Here is a 14,764-nt window from a genome sequence, read left to right as displayed (position 1 = left end):
GGTGTCGAGCTGTTCTCAGGCGTACAGATCGAGTGCGGCGCGGGCTTCGGCGCGGGCCGCGCTCATGAAGGCGGTATCGAGGTAGCGACTGATGGCCGCGCTCGCGCGAGTGGCGTACAGATCACCAACCCCCGGGGCGCCGCCCGCGCGTTCGGCGCCGAACGGCCAGAGACGGGCTACGTCACCCGCGGTCGGCACGGGGCGTTTGTTGAGCAGTTCGCCTTCGATCACCCGTTCCACAGGCATCCCTCCGGAACTCAGTGTCTCATGATGCGGATGGAGATCATTGGCCGGCCGGCGTCCGCCCGCCGGCGCCACGGCAACCGATGATCCCAGCGGATTGATGCGCATCCCGCCCCACCCGTCGCAGAATTATGAATTCACACCCGGTTCAGAACTGGAGCTGAAAACCGAGGTGACCGCCGCTCTCCAGCGTCACGTTGCCGCCATCCTCGAGTCCGGCACGCATCTTGCGGTATCCCAGGTACACCATGGCCTGGGGAAGCACGCGATACTCCAGCGCGCCGCTGAGATAGGCGAATTTGTCCGCATCGCCGAAGGTAACCACGTCCGGGGAGAAGAATCCCTGCAGGGAGACACCGATACGCGGCCACGGCGGCGGCACGAAATGCAGCTGCCCGCCCAGCGTCAGCGCGAACAGGCTGACATCCTCATCCAGGCTGTCCGGGCTGGCATTGGCGCCGAAAAGCTTCAAGCCCAGCCCCGCATCCAGACCCGGCGTGCGGCTGCCCGCCTCCGCCACCAGCTGCGCCCCGAACATACCGACGATAACATCATCGGTGGTGTATACCAATCCCAGGTCGACCTGCTTGTTTCCAAACCCGCTGCTGTCACGATCCTGAACGATATACCGAAACTGCGCACTGTCATTGCTGATGTTGAGATCGAGGGTCTGCGCAGACACGGCCGCACTCCCGGCCAACAGCATCACCACGACCGCCGTACGCGCAAGGGATGAAAATATTCCGCTCATTACCTCGACCCGCGGTTGTTTTTAAAGGCATCCTGAGATGAACAAACCCTTGCCCGGACGGATGTATTTCCCGGCAAGGGCGCAATTTAACACAAGCCGCCGGCATTCCCAAAACATCTTCACGGTGTCCCGCCCACGGATCAGCCGCGGCGGAAGGACGCCGCGCGCGCGCAAACCCATACCGCCACGCGCTGCGCGCCCGCGCGCCTCACGGCCAGCGCCAGCGATTCCAGCGTGCTGCCTGTGGTCATGACGTCATCGAGCAGCACCACGTCCGCGCCCGCCATGGAGGACGTCACGCTGAACGCGCGTCGCATGTTCCGACGCCGCGCCACCGCATCCAGTCCGGTCTGCTCCGCCGTCGCGCGCGTGCGCAGGCAAAGGGTGCGGGCCAGCCGGATCCCGTACCGGGCCACCAGCGGGCGCGCGATCTCAACCGCCTGGTTGAATCCGCGCGCGGCCAGTCGATCGGGATGCAGGGGCACTGGCAGGATCATGCGCGGCAGACGCGCACCGCGGCGTTCGAGCTCAATCGCCATGATTTTCCCCAGGATGCGCGCGTAGATCAGACGGCCGTCAAATTTCAGGCGCTGAATCATGATGTCGACCGGCTCGGCATAATCGAAGATCGCGACCACCTCGTCGTACGGCGGTGGGGCAATCAAACAACCGCCGCACAGCCCTCCCGCCGACGCAGCCAGCGGCAGCGCGCAACGCCGGCAGGCCGGCCCCTGATAGGGCAGATCGGCCTGACACCCCGGGCACAGCCCGAGGTCATCGCAATGCTGTCCGCAGAGCGCACACCAGCCGGAACCCCCGCCAGAGCGAGGCCACCCGTAAACCATGCAACTCCTCCCTGAGTTGACAGCCGGGGAATCTCCTCGCATATTCGCACTGCGCCGGGACCCGGGCAAGCGTCCGGCCGGCTGACGCCGTGACATTATCAATGGAGAGGATAACCATGAACGACGCCATCTATCAGCGCATCGACGAGATCACGCGGCAGGTCCTGGACGGCGGCGAGGCCAGCGCCGACGACGGCCGCTGGCTGATCCGGCTCGAGGATGACTATCTCTCCTGGTTGATGGCCGGGGCTGACCGCATCCGCCGCAAATTCCGCGGCGAAGCCGTCGAGGTCTGTGCGATCTCGAATGTGCGCTCGGGCAACTGCTCCGAGAATTGCAGCTTCTGCGCCCAGAGCGCCCATCATCGTACCAGCGCCCCGAAATACGACTACATCACGAGCGAAGAGCTGACCGCCCAGGCCCGGCGCGCACGTACATGGGGGGCGAGTGATTTCGGCGTGGTCTCCAAGGGATGGGGAATACGCTCGGCCCGCGAGCGGGGGCAATTGGCCGAATACTTCGGCACCCTGCGCGATTCAAGCGACATCGGCCGCTGCGCCAGTCTCGGCGTGCTGGACCAGGAGAGCGCGCGCGAACTCAAGGCGATGGGCCTGGAGAATTATCATCACAATCTGGAAACCTCCGAGAGTTACTTCGACCGTGTCTGCACCACGCACAGCTACCAGGAAAACATCGACACGGTGCGCCACGCGGTGAACGCCGGCCTGCGTGTGTGCTCGGGCGGTATCCTGGGCATGGGCGAGAGCCTCGATCAACGCATCGAGCTCGCACTGACGCTGCGGGAACTCGGCGTCGAATCGGTTCCGCTCAATTTCCTCTCGCCCCAGGAAGGCACCCCGTTCGGACAGCTCGAAACGATGTCGCCGCTGGAGATCCTCAGGAACATCGCCGTGTTCCGCTATCTGCTGCCGCGGGCGGAGATCCGCATCGCGGGCGGCCGCCAGTTCCTGCGCGACCTGCAGTCCATGATCTTCATGGCCGGCGCCTCGGGCATCATGATCGGCGACTATCTGACCACCCGTGGCCGGCGCGTGGAGGACGACCTGCAGATGCTGCGCGACCTGCGACTCGCGCCGAGAGAGGATACCCAGCAGCGCCGCCAGTCCGCCGGGCCTGCCGCCATGACCGCCTGATCGGCCCATGATCGATCTCAAGGGCCGCCTGCGGCAGCGACGGCTCGACCGGCTGTATCGCACCCGCCCGATCCTCGACGGTCCACAGGCGGCGGAGGTCTCGCTCGATGGACAACGCTATATCGCCTTCTGCAGCAACGATTACCTCGGACTGGCCAACCATCCCGCCGTGATCGCCGCAATGACGCGCGGCGCCGAACGTTACGGCGTCGGCAGTGGCGCCTCACATCTGATCTGCGGTCACAGCCGCGCGCACCATGAACTGGAAGAACAGCTCGCGGCCTTCACCGGCCGCGCGCGCGCGTTGCTGTTCTCGACCGGCTACATGGCGAACCTCGGCGCGGTCGGCGCGCTCGCACAGCGCGGCGACCGCGTCTACGCGGACCGCCTGAGCCACGCCTCGCTGATCGACGCGGCGCTGCTCGCGGGCGGACGTTTCCGCCGCTATCCCCACGCCGACACCGAGCAATTGCAGGCCTGGCTGCGGCGCGACGTCCCATCCGATCAACGTTTCATCCTGACTGACGGCGTCTTCAGCATGGACGGTGACCTCGGCCCGCTCGACCGGCTCGCCCCGCTCGCGCGCGCGGAGCGCGCGTGGCTCATGGTCGACGATGCCCACGGCCTCGGCGTGATCGGTCCGGGCGGCCGCGGTGCGCTTGCGCACTTCGGCCTGGGCGCAGATGAGGTCCCGATCCTGGTCGGCACGCTCGGCAAGGCCCTCGGCGGCTCCGGCGCCTTCGTCGCGGGCGACGAGGATCTGATCGAGACCGTGATCCAGTTCGCCCGGACCTACATCTACACCACCGCGCTGCCGCCCGCGGTCGCCTGCGCGGTCTCCGCCGCGCTCGGCCTGGCGCAAACGGAAAGCTGGCGCCGCGAAAGACTCGGCACGCTGGTCGAACGTTTCCAGCGTGGCGCCCGCCAGTTGGGACTTGCCGTCCCGCCACTGCCGGCGACGGCGCCAGCCGTGCCGATCGTCCCGCTGCTCATCGGCGCGGCGGACGCGACGCTGACCGCGGCGGAGGCATTGCGGCAGCGCGGTTTCCTGATCAGCGCGATCCGCCCGCCGACCGTGCCGCAGGGCGGCGCGCGCCTGCGCATCACCTTCAGCGCCGGACACACGGAAGAACAGGTCGACCGCCTGCTCGACGCCCTGGCGGAGGTGCTGTGCTGATTCACACCGAGACCCGTGGTGAGGGGCCGCCCTGCATGCTGTTGCATGGCTGGGGCATGCATGGCGGTGTATGGCGGGAAACGGCGCGGGAGCTGGCGCGACATTATCGGGTCACCTGCATCGATCTTCCCGGGCATGGCCACAGCGCCCCCCTGCCGGACCAGGACTTACTGCCCGCGCTCGCTGCCGCAATCGCCGGCGTCGTGCCGGCGCACAGCCGGGTCGTCGGCTGGTCGCTGGGTGGAATGGTCGCCATGCGGCTCGCCATCGACCACCCCGATCGCGTCGCGCAATTGCTGCTCGTTGCCTCGACGCCCCGATTCGTGACCGGGCCGGATTGGGAACATGGCCTGACACCGGAGGTGCTGGAAGACTTCGCCCGTCGCCTGCGCGCCGACACGACCGCCACGGTGCGGCAATTTCTCGCCCTGCAGGTCAAGGGTGGTGAACAGGAGCAGCGCACGCTGGCGCGCCTGCGCGCGCTGATGTCCGAGGCGCCGCCGCCCACGCCCGCGGCACTGGAAGGCGGGCTCTCGATCCTGCGTTCCGACTCGCTGCTGCCGCTGCTCGCCCGGATCACCCAGCCCGTCACCCTGATTCATGGACGACGCGACACCCTGATCCCGTGGACGGCCGCCGAGGCCCTGCGGGAACGCCTCCCCGGAGCCCGGCTGCACCTGATGCCGCGGGCGGCGCATGCCCCCTTCCTGTCCCACCCCGGGGAATTTCTCACCCTCGCGCGGGAGGCGCCCGATGGACCGCGGTGACGCTCTCGATATCGAACCCTTCAACGTCGACAAGGCGCGCGTGCGTGCCGCCTTCGACCGCTCGGCGGCGGACTATGACAAGGTCGCCGTCCTGCAGCACGAGGTCGGACGGCGCCTGCTCGACCGCCTGGAACTGATTCGACTGGAACCCTCCCTCGTGCTCGACGTCGGCGCCGGCACCGGACGGCTCAGCATGGCCCTCGGCCGGCGCTACCCTGCGGCCCGCGTGATCTCGCTCGACCTCTCCGCGCGCATGCTGCAACTGGCTCGCGACCGCGCCGGACTGTTCAGGCGCCTGCGGGGACGCTGCGGTTTCGTCTGCGCCGACGCGGAAAACCTGCCGTGCGCGGACGCGAGCATGGATCTTGTCGTTTCCAATCTGGCGCTGCAGTGGTGTAACGACACGGACAGGGTGCTCGCCGAGTTTCGCCGCGTGCTGCGGCCGGGTGGCCTGCTGATGTTCACCACCTTCGGCCCCGACACGCTGCGTGAGCTGCGCGCGAGCTGGAGCGGGATCGACGGCCGCATCCACGTCAACCGCTTCGTCGACATGCACGACCTCGGCGACGCCCTGCTGCGTGTCGGCCTGGGTGAACCCGTGATGGATCGCGAGGACTTCACCCTGACCTATCCCGACGTTGCCGGCCTGATGCGCGATCTGAAGGCACTCGGGGCGCATAACAGCACGCACGGCCGCCCGCGCGGACTGACCGGCCGTGGCCGGTTTGCACGGGTGGCCGAGTCCTACGAGCGCTTTCGTGACAATGGCCGCCTGCCCGCCACCTACGAGGTCGTCTACGGTCATTGCTGGGCGACGATGGAACCTCCGCCCCATCCCTCGCGACCGGGCGAGGTGACGGTGCCCGTGTCGCGGATTCAGCGGGTGCGACGCGGATGAAACATCGCGGCTTTTTCGTCACCGGCACGGACACCGGGATCGGCAAGAGCTGGTGCTCGGCGGCGCTGCTCGCCGCGCTGCGCCGCCGCGGCCATTCCGCGCTCGGCATGAAGCCGGTCGCCAGCGGGTGCGCGGAAACCCCGGACGGCCTGCGCTCCGAGGATGCCCTCCTGTTGCTGGCGCAGGGGACACTGCCCGCGCCGCCCTATGAACTGATCAACCCCTATGCGCTGGCCGCGCCGATCGCGCCACACCTGGCGGCACGGCTCGCGGGCGTGGAGATCCGCCTCGAGCGCATCCTGGCCGCGCTCGACGAACTGGGCAGGCGGGCCGACTTCACCGTCGTCGAAGGGGTCGGGGGATGGCGGGTACCGCTCAACGGACGGGAGACGGTCGCCGACCTGGCCGGCGCCGCCGGCCTGCCGGTCATCCTGGTCGTCGGCGTCCGCCTCGGCTGTCTCAATCATGCCCTGCTCAGCGCCGAGGCCATCCGGCGCGGCCCCGGTCTGGCCGGCTGGATCGCCAACCGCGTGGACGCGGACACGGCGCATCCGGAGGAGAACATCGCCAGCCTGCGTGAACGGATCGACGCACCGCTGCTCGGCGTGCTGCCCCATCTGCGGGACTACGACGCGGATGCACTGGCGGAACGGATCGACCTCGACGCACTGTTGCGCGCGGCTGCGGAACCGCCGCGGACCTGACCCCGAAAATGCGCGGGCCCGGCTGTACCGGGCCCGCGCGGGTCATCATCACAGAGTGACTGATTACGCTTCGAGGCTGCTCCGCAGCTTCTTGATCGCGCTCTTTTCGAGCTGGCGGATACGCTCGGCCGAGACCTGGTACTTGTCCGCCAGATCCTGCAGCGTCATCTTGTCGTCCGCGAGCCAGCGCTGCTGCAGGATGTCGCGGCTGCGCTCGTCGAGCCCGTCGAGGGCCTGATGCAGGCGCGCCTCGTTCTGCTGCTCCCACTCGCTCTGTTCCAGTTGGACGGTCGGGTCCATCCGCGTGTCGGCGAGGTAGGCCGCCGGCGCCAGATTGCGCTCCGATTCCTCGTCGCGGTCGCCATAGGGATCGAAGGAAGTGTCGTAGCCGCTGATGCGGGCCTCCATCTCCAGCACATCCTCGGGACGCACGCCGAGATCCCGCGCGACGGCGTTCACCTCCTCGCGTCCGAACCACGCCAGGCGTTTCTTCGCCCCGCGCAGGTTGAAGAAGAGCTTGCGCTGCGCCTTGGTCGTCGCGACCTTGACGATGCGCCAGTTGCGCAGGATGAACTCGTGGATCTCGGCGCGAATCCAGTGCACCGCGTAGGACACCAGCCGCACGTTCATATCGGGATCGAAGCGCTTCACGGCCTTCATGAGGCCGATGTTACCTTCCTGGATCAGGTCCGCCTGCGACAGCCCGTAACCGCTGTAACCACGCGCGATGTGCACGACGAAACGCAGGTTCGACATGACCAGTTGCCGCGCGGCATTCAGGTCGCTTTCCCGCCGGTACTGCAGGGCAAGACGGCGCTCCTCCTCCGCGCTCAGAACGGGGATCGCTCCGACGCTCTGCACGTAGGACTCCAGACTGCCGCTGTGCAGTACCAGGCCCATTTCCTTCGTCTTCGAATTCATCAACCCCTCCCCCACGCTCTCGGGTTCACGGAAAAAATACTAGCACTCAGGGAATATGAGTGCCAGGACGTCTGGAAAGTTCCCGCTTAGGGGTATTCTGATTTTCTTCATACAAAATAACTTATTAATTTTTAAGCCTACTTTTTCTATGGAGATGTGCCCCGCTAGCTCGGCTCGATGGTACGCAGATGGCGGTCGACGGCCAGCCAGGCCCCGATATACCCCAGCAGGGCGCCGAACAGCATCAGGTAAAGGGTCGATCCCCACCCGAGTCCGTCCAGCTGGAAGCGGCTGTCATACAGTGAGGACAGCCGGGCCACCGGGGCGCTCAGGACCCAGAGCGATATATTGACCAGCAGCCATGCAATCAACGCGCCCAGCACCCCATGCCAGAGCCCGCTGTAGAGAAAGGGGCGGCGGATGAAGGCGTCGGTCGCGCCGATGAGCTTCTGCACCTCGATCTCGTCACGCCGGTTCTGGATCGCCAGCCGGATGGTATTGCCGACGATCAGCAGCACGGCCAGCGCGAGCACGCTGGCCAGGACCGCCACGCCGCGTTTGGCGATCTCCATCATCGCATACAGCCGCTTGATCCATTCCATGTCGAGCTGGGCCAGCTCGACGTCGGGATGGCCGCGCAGGCGCTCGAGCAGGCCCTCGACCGCGGCCGGCGCGCTGGCGGCAAGAGCCGGTTGCACGATCAGTACCCCGGGGAGCGGATTCTGCTGCAGGGCGTTCACCGCCTCGCCGAAACCCGACATGCGCTGGAATTCCTGCAGCGCCTCGTCCGGAGACACATAGGTCACCACCGCGACCTCCGGCATCGCCTTCAGCTCGGAAACCAGTTTCCGGAGCCGCTCTTCGCGCAGATCCTTGCGCAGGAACAGGGAGATCTGGGCGGCATTCTCCCATCCGGAGCTGACCGCCTGGACGTTCTTGAGAACCACATGCAGTCCCGTCGGCAGCGCCAGCGCGATGCCGATCACCGCCACCGTCATCGCGCTGGCCACCGGGTTGCGCGCGAGTCGCCCCAGGCTGTCGAGCAAAGACTGCAGGTGGTGTTCGCCGTAGGCCCTGCAGCGCCGCAGCAGACCCAGGCGACGCAGACCGGTGCGCGGACGCGAGGCGGGTTCCGGACTCGATCCCGGCGGATCCCCTCCGGCGTCCGACCCGGGTCCGGTCGTCCCCGCCGGAAACAGGTCCGCCTCCTCCCGTGCGCGTTTCATGCCGCGACCGGATCGCTGTCCGCCTGCATGCGCCCGTTCTCCAGGGTCAGGATGCGGTAACCCATGCGCGTAATGAGGTCGAGGTTGTGACTGGCGATCAACACCGTCACGCCCACCCGGTTGAACTCCTCGAAGAGATGCATGATCTCCTCGGACAGCTGCGGATCGAGATTGCCGGTCGGTTCGTCGGCGAGCAGCAGTGGCGGCTTGTTGACCACCGCCCGCGCGATGCCGACGCGCTGCTGCTCTCCGCCCGACAGCATGATGGGATAGCGCTTTTCCTTGTCGAGCAGCCCGACCTTGTCGAGGGCGGCACGCACGCGACGCTGGATCTCGCGATGTTCATGGCCCGCGATGACCAGCGGCAGGGCGACGTTGTCGAACACGGTGCGATCGTACAGCAGCTTGAAATTCTGAAAGATGATGCCGATGTCGCGGCGCAGGTACGGAATCCGGCGGCGGCCGACGCCCGCATAGCTGGATCCGTTGAAGAGGATCTGACCGTAGCTGGGACGCTCGATCAGCGCGATCAGCTTCAGCAGCGTGCTCTTGCCGGCGCCGGAGTGGCCGGTCAGGAACGCCATCTCCTGGACGCGCAAATGGAAATTGATGCCGCTGAGGGCATCCTGCCCGCCGGGATAGCGCTTGCCCACATTGATGAACTGGAGCATAGATCTCGGGACCGCCGTGTGTCAGCGGCTCAGGTTAGCAAAGTTCGCCGCCCGCATGAATAGGCACGGGCGGCTCAGGTGTCGAACAGGGCCCCGACGAACTCCGCCGCATCGAATACGCGCAGGTCCTCGATCCCCTCGCCTACGCCGATGAAACGGATGGGAATACCCGTCTTCCTGGCGATGGCGAGGATCACCCCACCCTTGGCGGTACCATCGAGCTTGGTGAGCGTGATCCCGGTCAGCCCGACGGCCTCATTGAACTGGCCGGCCTGCGCGACGGCGTTCTGCCCGGTGCCCGCATCGACCACCAGCATGACCTCATGCGGCGCGGCGGGATCGACCTTGGCCATGACGCGCTTGATCTTGCTCAACTCCGCCATCAGGTTGGTCTGTGTGTGCAGGCGCCCCGCGGTATCGACGATCAGCACGTCCATCCCGCGCGCGCGCGCGGCCTGCATCGCGTCGAACACCACCGAGGCCGGATCGGCGCTGCGCGCCTGCGCGATCACCGGAATCCCGTTGCGCTCGCCCCAGGCCTGCAGCTGTTCGACGGCCGCGGCGCGAAAGGTATCGCCGGCCGCGAGCATGACCTTGCGTCCCTGATCCTGCAGACGCCGGGCCAGCTTGCCGATGGTCGTGGTCTTGCCCGCGCCGTTGATCCCGACCATCATGATCACATAGGGGCCCGCCGCCGCGGACACCTCCAGCGGGCGGACACACGGCGCGAGTATCGCCTGGAGGTCCTCGCGCAGGGCCGCGAACAGCGCGGGCGCGTCATCGAGCTGCTTGCGCGAGATACGCGCCGCGAGGTCATCGACAATGGTGCGGGTCGCCTCGACGCCGGCATCGGCGCGCAACAGCACGGCCTCGATCTCCTCCAGCAGGTCCGCGTCGATCTTCTTGCGGCCGAGCACGAGGTTCGCGACGCCCTCGACCAGCCCGCTGCGCGTGCGGCTCAGACGCTCCTTCAGGCGGCCGAAGAATCCCGGCCCCTTGCCGGAAACTTTGTCAGGATTTGGCGATCCAATCATCGAGTTGAAATCGTGTACAATCGGGGAATTTTCACCGCACCCATCTACCGGCAGGAGTAACGCGTGACTTCAGGCAGGTATCCTACCACATCGAAAATGGCGCAACTAACCCGCGCCGGCCGGCGACGAGCCGGAACCCTCACTACCCTTATCCTGCTGCTGGCCGGCGCCTTGCTCGTCGGTACCGTGCATGCCGCGCCGGAGGAGAAGACCGAAACCGCGCCCGCTGTTCACGAATATGCGCTGGGGAACGGTATGAAGCTTCTGGTGAAGGAAGATCACCGCGCGCCGGTCGTGGTCTCGCAGGTGTGGTACAAGGTCGGCAGCAGCTACGAGCACGACGGCATCACCGGCGTCTCGCACGCCCTCGAACACATGATGTTCAAGGGCACCAAAAAGCATCCGGGCGGCGAATTCTCGCGCATCGTAAGCGAGAACGGCGGACGCGAGAACGCCTTCACCGGCCGCGACTATACCGCCTATTACCAGCAGCTGGAACAGAGCCGGCTCGCGATCAGCTTCGAGCTGGAAGCCGACCGCATGCGCAACCTGACCCTGCCCGCGGACGAATTCACCAAGGAACTGAAGGTGGTACAGGAAGAGCGCCGCCTGCGCACCGAGGACGATCCCGAGGCGCTGACCTACGAGCAGTTCATGGCCGCGGCCTTCGTCACCAGCCCGTATCATCATCCGGTCATCGGCTGGATGAACGACCTCGACGCCATGCAGATCGACGATCTTCGCGCCTGGTACCGGACCTGGTACGCGCCCAACAATGCCACCCTGGTCGTGGTGGGCGATGTCGACCCGGAGGCGGTCTACAAGCTGGCGCGCAAATATTTCGGCGCGCTCAAGCCGAGCCGGATCCCGGCGCAGAAACCGCGACTGGAGATCACGCAGCACGGCGAACGCCGCATCACGGTGAAGGCGCCGGCCCAGCTCCCCTATCTGGTCATGGGCTACAAGGTCCCGATCCTGCGCACGGTGGAAGACGATAACGAGATCTATGCGCTGGAGGTGCTGGCCGGGATACTGGACGGCGGAGACAGCGCGCGCATCTCGACGCGCCTGATCCGGGATCAGCGCATCGCCGCGAGCGCGGGCGCCGGTTACAACCCCTATTCACGGCTCGACGACCTGTTCATCCTGAGCGGCACCCCCGCCCAGGGACACGATGCGGCCGAACTGGAGCAGGCGCTGCTTCGCGAGATACAGCGGCTGCGCGAAGAGCCGGTCACGGCGGAGGAACTCGACCGCATCAAGACCCAGGTCATCGCGGCGGATGTCTACCAGCGCGACTCGGTCTTCTACCAGGCGATGCAGCTCGGCATGCTCGAGACCGTCGGACTGGACTGGCGTCTGGCGGATGCCTACGTCGGGCGCGTACGCGCCGTCACGGCGGAACAGGTGCAGGCCGTGGCGCGCAAATACCTGAACGCGGACCGCCTGACCGTCGCGGTGCTGGACCCGCAGCCGATCGATCCTTCGCGGCCGCCGCCGGCCATGGGCGCCGGCGGCCACGATCTCCGCTGACACGAATCCGCACCCGGGACCGGCGTCCACTTAATTCGGAGTAATTCCAACCATGACAGGCCATAGCGCGAACCCCCCTCTCTTCATCGTCATGCCGCGGAGGCTTGCGCGCATCGCCTTGTGGGCCGTGTGTCTGGCCTTCATGGCGCACGCCGGCGCCGCGCCCCAGATCCAGCACTGGGACACTTCGAACGGAGCGCGCGTCTATTTCGTCCAGGCGATGGAACTGCCGATGGTCGACATCCAACTGGTGTTCGACGCGGGCAGCGCCCGCAACGGGGACAAGCCCGGACTCGCCCAGTTGACCAGCTCCCTGCTCGATGACGGCGCGGGCGAGCTCGATGCCGATGCGATCGCCGCGGGATTCGAGAATCTCGGCGCGCAGTTCGGCGCGAGCTCGCTGCGCGACATGGGCTCCGTGACCCTGCGCAGCCTGAGTGACCCGGCCCATCTGGATCCGGCGCTCGACCTCCTCGCGCTGATCCTGCGCGCCCCGACCTTTCCCGCCGACGCCCTGGAACGCGAGCGCAACCAGATGCTGATCGCGCTGCAGTCACAGGAGCAGTCGCCGGAGGATATCGCGAACAACGCGTTCTTCCGGGCGGTCTACGGCGACCACCCCTATGCCGCCGACCCGCTCGGTACGCCGGACTCGCTGCAGGGGCTCGCCCGTTCGGATCTCGAGGACTTCTATCGTCAATATTACGTGGCGCGCAATGCGGTGATCGCCCTGGTTGGCGCGCTCGACCGCGCGGACGCCGAGCGCATCGCCCAGCGCCTGGCCGACGGACTCGCGGCAGGAGCCCGCGCGGCGCCGCTGCCCGCAGTCACTCCGCTCACGGAAGCCACGACGGTGCACGTCGAATACCCGTCGTCGCAGACCCACATACTGGTGGGCGCGGCCGGAATGACGCGCGACGACCCTGACTATTTCCCGCTCTATGTCGGCAACCATGTCCTCGGCGGCAGCGGGCTCGTATCGCGCATCAGCAATGAGATCCGCGAGAAACGCGGGCTCGCCTACAGCGCCTACAGCTACTTCTCCCCCATGCGCGCGGCCGGCCCGTACACCCTCGGGCTGCAGACGCGCGGCGATCAGGCGCAACAGGCCGTGGAAATCCTGGAACAAACCCTGAACGATTTCATCAAGGACGGCCCCACCGCGGCGGAACTGACCGCATCAAAGAAAAACATCACCGGCGGATTCCCGCTGCGCATCGCCAGCAACAGCAATATCGCGGGCAATCTCGCCATGATCGGTTTTTACGACCTGCCGCTGGATTATCTCGATCGGTTCAATGAACACGTCGAGGCCGTCACGGCCGACCAGATCCGTGCCGCCTACAAGCGTCGCGTGCATCCCGATCGGATGGTGACGGTGACCGTTGGCACCACGACACCGTAACGCCGCCGGAACCGGGGACAGCGGGCGGCTGCGCATCATCGGCGGCCGGTGGCGCAGCCGCCGGATCGAATTCGCCGCCGTCGCGGGTGTTCGCCCCACGGCCGACCGCATCCGCGAAACGCTGTTCAACTGGCTGCGGGACGTGATCCCCGGTGCGCGCTGCCTCGACCTCTACGCGGGCAGCGGCGCGCTCGGCTTCGAGGCGCTCTCGCGCGGCGCCGGCAGCGTCGTCCTCGTCGACCAGGACATCCGCGTCGTGCAGCAGTTGCAGGCCAACGCCGAACGGCTCGACGCGCGGGACGCGGAGATCGTCTGGTCGGAGGCGCTGGAATTCCTGGCGCAGGGCGGCAGGCCCGCCTTCGATGTGGTCTTTCTCGATCCGCCCTTCCGCGACGACGTGATCGGGGAACTCTGCCGCCGCCTGGAACACCACGACCTGCTGGCCAGCCCGGCCTGGATCTATCTGGAATCGGATCAGCAGCGCGACCCACCCGCACTGCCGGCTAACTGGCGGCTGCTGCATGAGAAATCCGCCGGCCAGGTCGCCTACCGGCTCGCCCGCCGCGACGCCGCGACCACTCGGTAGGCCCACGCGGCCGCGCCCATTTGCTGCTACACTGGCGGCACCGGTCACAAACCGGCAGAGGAATGATGAAACAGACCGCGATCTATCCCGGCACCTTCGATCCCATCACCCATGGGCACACCGATCTGGTCGAACGCGCCACCCGCGTATTCGAGCGGGTCATCGTCGCGGTCGCGGCCAATCCGGTCAAGGCGCCGACCTTCTCGCTCGCGGAACGGATCGACATGGCCGAGGCCGTGCTGGGCGGACTTCCCGGCGTCGAGGTATGCGGTTTCGACCGACTGCTGGTGGAGTACGCGCGGGAACGCAAGGCCTCCATCATCCTGCGCGGCCTGCGCGTGGTATCGGACTTCGAATACGAGTTCCAGCTCGCCGGCATGAACCGCAAGCTGGACCCGGGGATCGAGACCCTGTATCTGATGCCCGCCGAACAGTACGCCTATATCTCGTCCAGCCTGGTCAAGGAGATCGCCTCCCTCGGCGGTGACATCTCGGCCTTCGTTGACGAGGGCGTCATGGCTGCGCTGTACAAAAAGTTGCGTTAAGCTTCTTTATTTCGCTCTACCGCCCAATCCGATGTGAGGTTGCAGGTCCATGTCATTAATCATCACCGATGAATGCATCAACTGCGATGTGTGCGAACCGGAATGCCCCAACGGCGCCATTTCGCAGGGCCCCGAGATCTATGTGATCGACCCCGCGCTGTGCACCGAATGCGTCGGCCATTTCGACAAGCCGCAGTGCGTCGAGGTGTGTCCGGTCGATTGCATCCCCAAGGACCCCGACCGCGTGGAAACCCACGACGAGCTCCACCAGAAGTATCTCGCGCTGACCGGCAAGTCGGCCTAG

17 protein-coding genes are annotated in these 14,764 nt (G+C 66.6%); 10 read left to right on the top strand and 7 right to left on the bottom strand.

All coding sequences use genetic code 11. The features are described 5' to 3' along the window. Positions 1-15: 15 nt before the first annotated feature. The 3 genes from IPM20_11815 to IPM20_11805 all read right to left on the bottom strand — a co-directional run bounded on the left by IPM20_11815 (position 16) and on the right by IPM20_11805 (position 1,839). Complete coding sequence (locus IPM20_11815; GenBank protein MBK9132307.1) at positions 16-351, bottom strand: hypothetical protein; 336 nt, start codon at positions 349-351, stop codon at positions 16-18. A gap of 40 nt (positions 352-391) precedes the next feature. Further along, the gene (locus IPM20_11810) at positions 392-994 is read right to left on the bottom strand and encodes a hypothetical protein (protein ID MBK9132306.1); all 603 of its coding nucleotides are present in this window, start codon (positions 992-994) and stop codon (positions 392-394) included. A gap of 140 nt (positions 995-1,134) precedes the next feature. Beyond that, complete coding sequence (locus IPM20_11805; GenBank protein ID MBK9132305.1) at positions 1,135-1,839, bottom strand: ComF family protein; 705 nt, start codon at positions 1,837-1,839, stop codon at positions 1,135-1,137. Between the two features lie 116 nt (positions 1,840-1,955). On the opposite strand from IPM20_11805, the gene bioB reads away from it, so the two are divergent. The 5 genes from bioB to bioD are packed head-to-tail and all read left to right on the top strand — an operon-like array spanning position 1,956 to position 6,539. Beyond that, on the top strand, positions 1,956-2,993 hold the full coding sequence (gene bioB, locus IPM20_11800; GenBank protein MBK9132304.1) for a biotin synthase BioB: 1,038 nt from the start codon (positions 1,956-1,958) through the stop codon (positions 2,991-2,993). Positions 2,994-3,000: 7 nt separating this feature from the next. Continuing rightward, positions 3,001-4,170 (top strand): 8-amino-7-oxononanoate synthase, encoded by a 1,170-nt coding sequence (gene bioF, locus IPM20_11795; protein MBK9132303.1) that lies wholly within the window; start codon positions 3,001-3,003, stop codon positions 4,168-4,170. Then, entirely contained in the window at positions 4,164-4,937 is a 774-nt protein-coding gene (gene bioH, locus IPM20_11790) for a pimeloyl-ACP methyl ester esterase BioH (protein MBK9132302.1), read from the top strand. The genes bioF and bioH overlap by 7 nt, the downstream gene beginning before the upstream one ends. Next, on the top strand, positions 4,924-5,835 hold the full coding sequence (bioC, locus tag IPM20_11785; protein ID MBK9132301.1) for a malonyl-ACP O-methyltransferase BioC: 912 nt from the start codon (positions 4,924-4,926) through the stop codon (positions 5,833-5,835). The genes bioH and bioC overlap by 14 nt, the downstream gene beginning before the upstream one ends. After that, a complete protein-coding gene (gene bioD / locus IPM20_11780; GenBank protein ID MBK9132300.1) occupies positions 5,832-6,539 on the top strand; it encodes a dethiobiotin synthase in 708 nt (235 codons plus the stop codon). Before bioC ends, bioD begins: the two co-directional genes overlap by 4 nt. Positions 6,540-6,602: 63 nt before the next feature. Here the strand turns inward: bioD and rpoH are convergent, their stop codons facing one another. The 4 genes from rpoH to ftsY all read right to left on the bottom strand — a co-directional run bounded on the left by rpoH (position 6,603) and on the right by ftsY (position 10,391). Further along, positions 6,603-7,460 carry an RNA polymerase sigma factor RpoH gene (rpoH, locus tag IPM20_11775; GenBank protein ID MBK9132299.1) on the bottom strand — a complete coding sequence of 286 codons (858 nt, stop codon included), beginning with the start codon at positions 7,458-7,460 and terminating at the stop codon, positions 6,603-6,605. Between the two features lie 164 nt (positions 7,461-7,624). Further along, the gene (gene ftsX, locus IPM20_11770) at positions 7,625-8,686 is read right to left on the bottom strand and encodes a cell division protein FtsX (GenBank protein ID MBK9132298.1); all 1,062 of its coding nucleotides are present in this window, start codon (positions 8,684-8,686) and stop codon (positions 7,625-7,627) included. Further along, positions 8,683-9,357, bottom strand: a complete 675-nt coding sequence (gene ftsE / locus IPM20_11765) for a cell division ATP-binding protein FtsE (protein ID MBK9132297.1) — start codon at positions 9,355-9,357, stop codon at positions 8,683-8,685. The genes ftsX and ftsE overlap by 4 nt, the downstream gene beginning before the upstream one ends. A 74-nt stretch (positions 9,358-9,431) precedes the next feature. Beyond that, the gene (gene ftsY / locus IPM20_11760) at positions 9,432-10,391 is read right to left on the bottom strand and encodes a signal recognition particle-docking protein FtsY (protein ID MBK9132296.1); all 960 of its coding nucleotides are present in this window, start codon (positions 10,389-10,391) and stop codon (positions 9,432-9,434) included. A gap of 96 nt (positions 10,392-10,487) precedes the next feature. Here ftsY and IPM20_11755 point away from each other — a divergent pair, with 96 nt between their 5' ends. From IPM20_11755 to IPM20_11735, 5 genes are all read left to right on the top strand, one after another. Next, the gene (locus IPM20_11755; protein ID MBK9132295.1) at positions 10,488-11,924 is read left to right on the top strand and encodes an insulinase family protein; all 1,437 of its coding nucleotides are present in this window, start codon (positions 10,488-10,490) and stop codon (positions 11,922-11,924) included. A 91-nt stretch (positions 11,925-12,015) separates the two neighbouring features. After that, positions 12,016-13,329: an insulinase family protein gene (locus IPM20_11750; protein ID MBK9132294.1), complete on the top strand. Its 1,314-nt coding sequence runs from the start codon at positions 12,016-12,018 to the stop codon at positions 13,327-13,329. Next, complete coding sequence (gene rsmD, locus IPM20_11745; GenBank protein ID MBK9132293.1) at positions 13,310-13,915, top strand: 16S rRNA (guanine(966)-N(2))-methyltransferase RsmD; 606 nt, start codon at positions 13,310-13,312, stop codon at positions 13,913-13,915. The genes IPM20_11750 and rsmD overlap by 20 nt, the downstream gene beginning before the upstream one ends. Before the next feature lie 65 nt (positions 13,916-13,980). Beyond that, positions 13,981-14,460: a pantetheine-phosphate adenylyltransferase gene (gene coaD, locus IPM20_11740; GenBank protein MBK9132292.1), complete on the top strand. Its 480-nt coding sequence runs from the start codon at positions 13,981-13,983 to the stop codon at positions 14,458-14,460. Between the two features lie 49 nt (positions 14,461-14,509). Continuing rightward, a complete protein-coding gene (locus IPM20_11735; protein ID MBK9132291.1) occupies positions 14,510-14,764 on the top strand; it encodes a YfhL family 4Fe-4S dicluster ferredoxin in 255 nt (84 codons plus the stop codon).

It is taken from the genome of Gammaproteobacteria bacterium, assembly GCA_016716465.1.
Classification (GTDB): domain Bacteria; phylum Pseudomonadota; class Gammaproteobacteria; order SZUA-140; family SZUA-140; genus JADJWH01.
This window is presented reverse-complemented; position numbering and strand designations above follow the sequence as displayed.

Bases quoted from the DNA above. Each gene is read 5' to 3' on its own strand.
- ftsY (MBK9132296.1), bottom strand. From the start codon at position 10,391: ATGATTGGATCGCCAAATCCTGACAAAGTTTCCGGCAAGGGGCCGGGA.
- bioF (MBK9132303.1), top strand. From the start codon at position 3,001: ATGATCGATCTCAAGGGCCGCCTGCGGCAGCGACGGCTCGACCGGCTG.
- IPM20_11735 (MBK9132291.1), top strand. From the start codon at position 14,510: ATGTCATTAATCATCACCGATGAATGCATCAACTGCGATGTGTGCGAA.
- bioD (MBK9132300.1), top strand. From the start codon at position 5,832: ATGAAACATCGCGGCTTTTTCGTCACCGGCACGGACACCGGGATCGGC.
- IPM20_11755 (MBK9132295.1), top strand. From the start codon at position 10,488: ATGGCGCAACTAACCCGCGCCGGCCGGCGACGAGCCGGAACCCTCACT.
- IPM20_11815 (MBK9132307.1), bottom strand. From the start codon at position 351: ATGCGCATCAATCCGCTGGGATCATCGGTTGCCGTGGCGCCGGCGGGC.
- rpoH (MBK9132299.1), bottom strand. From the start codon at position 7,460: ATGAATTCGAAGACGAAGGAAATGGGCCTGGTACTGCACAGCGGCAGT.
- IPM20_11750 (MBK9132294.1), top strand. From the start codon at position 12,016: ATGCCGCGGAGGCTTGCGCGCATCGCCTTGTGGGCCGTGTGTCTGGCC.
- ftsX (MBK9132298.1), bottom strand. From the start codon at position 8,686: ATGAAACGCGCACGGGAGGAGGCGGACCTGTTTCCGGCGGGGACGACC.
- bioC (MBK9132301.1), top strand. From the start codon at position 4,924: ATGGACCGCGGTGACGCTCTCGATATCGAACCCTTCAACGTCGACAAG.
- IPM20_11810 (MBK9132306.1), bottom strand. From the start codon at position 994: ATGAGCGGAATATTTTCATCCCTTGCGCGTACGGCGGTCGTGGTGATG.
- coaD (MBK9132292.1), top strand. From the start codon at position 13,981: ATGAAACAGACCGCGATCTATCCCGGCACCTTCGATCCCATCACCCAT.
- bioB (MBK9132304.1), top strand. From the start codon at position 1,956: ATGAACGACGCCATCTATCAGCGCATCGACGAGATCACGCGGCAGGTC.
- IPM20_11805 (MBK9132305.1), bottom strand. From the start codon at position 1,839: ATGGTTTACGGGTGGCCTCGCTCTGGCGGGGGTTCCGGCTGGTGTGCG.
- ftsE (MBK9132297.1), bottom strand. From the start codon at position 9,357: ATGCTCCAGTTCATCAATGTGGGCAAGCGCTATCCCGGCGGGCAGGAT.